The organism is bacterium, from assembly GCA_016873475.1.
Classification (GTDB): Bacteria; Krumholzibacteriota; Krumholzibacteriia; order JACNKJ01; family JACNKJ01; genus VGXI01.
This window is the reverse complement of the sequence record VGXI01000295.1, coordinates 1-3121: the sequence shown is the minus strand read 5'-3', so window position 1 is coordinate 3121 and position 3121 is coordinate 1. Positions and strand designations below refer to the sequence as shown.

The following is a 3121-nucleotide window of genomic DNA, read 5'->3' as shown; positions in this document are numbered from 1 at the left end:
CGCGGTGATCAGCGGATCGCCCAGGCTCCAGCCGAGGCTGAACGCGGGCTCGTCGGGCTGGAATTCGTCGCCCGCGGGATCGAGCAGGATCACGTCGAACGGCTGGGTCCAGTTGCCCGGCTGCAGCGAGAGCTGACCGGTGACGACGCCCTGCCAGACCGTGACGATGTCGACGTTGCCCTGGCGCAGGACCAGGCCGTCGGCCTCCTCGTGCTGGGCGGCGGCGGGTTGGACCAGGAGCAGCGAAGCGAAGAGCAAGGCGCCAAGCGCGCCCGCGGCAAGCGTGCGGAAACGTCTCATGTTGTGCCTCCTTCAGGCAACGCACGGAAAGGAATCCGGATGCCTGACGGAAGCCTGCCGATGGCGGCGAGGAACACCGTGGTGCGCGGGGTTCATCGGCGGCAGCGACGGGTGTCCGTCAGGCGGAAACCGTGAGCGTGAGGGCCTGCAGGCGGGGCGGCGCCCGGGGTTCGGGACGCTCGTGGCGGGGCGACCCAAGGGCGCGGAAGACCGGCGTCGCCACGCGCTCGGGCAGGAGCGTTGCCGACGCGTCGGTGTCGGCGACGGTGACCGGCTCGGCGCCGGCGGCGTTGCGGAAGAACTGGCACTGGAAGCAGCTTCTCGAATCGTGCGACGCGTCCCCGGTGGGGTTCCGGGAATCCGGCCGGCAGTCGGCGCCCGCGGGAAGGCTGCAGGACGCGCCGTGGCCCGCGGCGGTGTGGCCCGCCTCGAACCAGGTCAACGTCGCCTGCAGGGCCAGAGCCAGCGCGAAGAGCCCCAGGCTCCCCAGCCAGCCGGCCCGGCGCGGGCCGGACCCCCATCCTCTTTCGCGCAGGAACCGCATCTGACCACCGGGTACGGGTGTGCCACGTCCAGCCGAACGACACACGCTAGAGGCGAGCGATGGGTTCGTCAAGCGCCCCGGGCGGGCGGCATCCCTGCGGCCCGGCGCGAAATCCGCTTTCCGGATTGCCCGGCGCCGTCCGGCGTCTGGGCCGGGAGGACACGCTGAGGCTTATGGTTCCGCGTATCAGGACCGCCGATGCCGGCGTGCGCGGCGGGGCCGCTGTGGAGCGCCCAGCCCGGACTATTCACGAAGGTCTGAGCGAGGGTGAGGAGGGATTGCAATTGCGTGGCCAGACACTTCAATCGTCGCGTCGGCAGATGCCCAGCGGACTCCACTGGGTGCGGCGTCTCCACTGACGGGGCAGCCGACAACTGCTATGCCAAAGGCCGGAACCGCTCCGATCAGTGCCGAACCACGCAGCATTGATGCCTCACCTGGCGCTCTCATGCACCGCGCCGTCCCGGCCCACCGCCCTGCATAAGCTGCGAGCGGCCCGGCGCGGGCTTCGCTCGCGCACATGATGCCCAACATCAACTTCCAGGGCAAAGACCGTGACAGGGCGCGTCATCAGGTTCATGCAGTTGGCGCTTTCCGACCGGTCATCAATCACATCACCGCGCCATCCCCAAGGGAAGTAGCCCTGGATCGGGCGTGGACAAGGTGGTGATCTCGACCTTCCACTAACCCGGACTATTCACGAAGGTCCGGCTGCGGCTGGTCAATTGCCCTTCTGCGAAGGCGAAATCCGGTCTCCGCGAGGTCAACGTACCGCATCGGGTACGCCTCCCTCGCGGAGACCGGATTTCGCCTTCGCAGAAGGGCAATTTCCTCACCCTCGCTCGGACCTTCGTGAATAGTCCGGGCTAATCCTCGTATTGGTCGCGACGACGAAGCCACGCCATGGTCCACGGCAAGCCCGCTTCGTCACGACCCTTTGGCAAGAGATCCAAGTAATGATAAGCGCCGTTCAGCATGTCCAAGCCGCGCTCATATGTGGAGTAGGTGTGGTACACATCGCCGGCCTCGTCTCGGTAGAACACGCTGATTCCCGGAAACTCTGCCAACGCCATGGATCGGCGGCTGCTGGGCTCGTCGTTGCCGGATCCGACCTGCTCGCGAGTACGCGACACCTGGAAGTCGTAATTGAACTCGCTTCCGTGCGACGAGTACCAGGGGAAAGTCCAGCCCATCCGCCGACGGTAGGCCGCGAGCTTCTCGTACGGTGCGCGCGAGATGGCCACCAGCGTTGCATCTCGGTGCGCGAGATGAATCGGAATACGCTCGAAGTTATCCGCCCAGAAAGAGCAGATGGGGCAGCCTTCCGTCCAGTCTGGTGCGTACATGAAGTGGTACACGATAAGCTGGCGGCGGGCGGCAAAAAGATCGCTAAGCGATTGCTGTCCGTCCGGACCCTCGAACACATACGGCTTTGTCACCTGCACCCAAGGCAGCTCGCGTCGCTGCCGCGCCAGGTCATCGCGTAGAACAGTGAGCTCCTTCTCCTTGGCAAGAAGTACCTCGCGGGCAACTAACCATTCCTGCCTTGAAACCACAGGGTGATTCGGCATCGGACTTCTCCTCGGTTGTGGGGCCAACGCCAAGCTTCAGCAGCGAGCCACGCAGCGGACTGTACGCGGCAACCGGTTTTTAGGCGGATTGCGGTTCCGTCGCCTTTGGATCAGGGCCGAATCGGTTGTCGCCTCGCGTTCCTTCGGTGACTGCGAACATAAGATTGACGATCGGAAGCAGCAACCACCAGCCACTGTGATTGGTGTCATGCATTCTCCGCACACCTGCGGCGATTGCAGGGCTCAGGATCACGAGCTGGTAGATGGTCCCGAGAACGCTCTGATTGCTCTCGGGCGCGATGCCAAGAACTCCCTCGACGAAGCCGAGGGCGACGGCGACCAGGATGTTGAAGAGGAAGAACATCCAGTACTCCTTCCGCCGCGCGCGACCGCTGAAGACCGCGTACTTCTTGAGGACTTGAAGGTACCAATTCATGTCTTGACCCTCCCATAGTCGTCATGCCGCCTAACACCTAGCTTCAGCAGCGAAGACGTCTGGCGCGGCGCCTGCGCAGGCAGGCGACGTGACAGGCGGCTTCGTCTGCTGCAAGCTCTGGTTAGATGCCACCCATCTCAGTTCCCAGGCTTCCACGCCATGCTCAGTCGCCGACCGCTCGACGCGCAGTCGCGCAGGTACAGGTTGATCAGCGTCTGGTAGGGAATGCCGAGTTCATCAGCCAAGGCCTTGAAGTAGGCCCCCGTAACA

5 protein-coding genes are annotated in these 3121 nt (G+C 64.7%); all 5 read right to left on the bottom strand.

All coding sequences use genetic code 11. From position 1 onward, the window contains the following. On the bottom strand, positions 1-300 hold a 300-nt coding region (locus FJ251_14915), incomplete at its 3' end, for a hypothetical protein (GenBank protein ID MBM4118993.1). A 118-nt stretch (positions 301-418) separates the two neighbouring features. After that, a complete protein-coding gene (locus tag FJ251_14910; GenBank protein ID MBM4118992.1) occupies positions 419-844 on the bottom strand; it encodes a hypothetical protein in 426 nt (141 codons plus the stop codon). An 866-nt stretch (positions 845-1710) separates the two neighbouring features. Next, the gene (locus tag FJ251_14905) at positions 1711-2415 is read right to left on the bottom strand and encodes a DUF899 domain-containing protein (protein ID MBM4118991.1); all 705 of its coding nucleotides are present in this window, start codon (positions 2413-2415) and stop codon (positions 1711-1713) included. Positions 2416-2494: 79 nt separating this feature from the next. Then, the gene (locus tag FJ251_14900; GenBank protein ID MBM4118990.1) at positions 2495-2851 is read right to left on the bottom strand and encodes a DUF805 domain-containing protein; all 357 of its coding nucleotides are present in this window, start codon (positions 2849-2851) and stop codon (positions 2495-2497) included. A 137-nt stretch (positions 2852-2988) separates the two neighbouring features. Next, positions 2989-3121: antitoxin (locus tag FJ251_14895; GenBank protein MBM4118989.1), on the bottom strand; the 133-nt coding region annotated here is incomplete at its 5' end.